1 rRNA gene is annotated in these 453 nt (G+C 60.7%); it reads right to left on the minus strand.

Annotation, left to right across the window (positions count from 1 at the left end):
• Positions 1-377: 377 nt before the first annotated feature.
• Positions 378-453, minus strand: a 5S ribosomal RNA gene (gene rrf / locus MRBLMG1_RS37250); the annotation flags it as partial.

Raw genomic sequence — 453 nt, forward strand, 5'->3', positions numbered from 1 at the left:
TTTGGCACGCTGTTGAGTTCTCAAGGTGCGGACGCTTCCTTCGTTCCTGTTTCCAGGCCCTCCGGGCGCTTCCTTCGTTTCCGACTCTATCAGATCTTTCCGATCCGATTTCCTCGGTGCTTTCCGGCCCCTTTTGCTTTCGCTCCGGGCCCTTCCGGCGGTTCCGACTCTATCAGATCCTTCAGGGCCTGATTTCCTCGGTGCTTTCCGGTTCCTTCGCTTGCGCTCCGGTCCCTTCCTGCGTCTACGACTCTACCAGATGATCGGGGGGCCGATTGACACGTCGGCCGGCATGCGGAGCTCCTGGCCGGCCGCATTCGGACCCCAAACGCAGAAAAGCCCCGCACCATAAGGTGCGGGGCTTTCCCACAATGATTGTTCGGCGGCGTCCTACTCTCCCACAGGGTCCCCCCTGCAGTACCATCGGCGCTGAAAGGCTTAGCTTCCGGGTTC

The sequence above is a fragment of the Streptomyces sp. LMG1-1-1.1 genome, from assembly GCF_040815545.1.
Classification (GTDB): Bacteria; Actinomycetota; Actinomycetes; order Streptomycetales; family Streptomycetaceae; genus Streptomyces.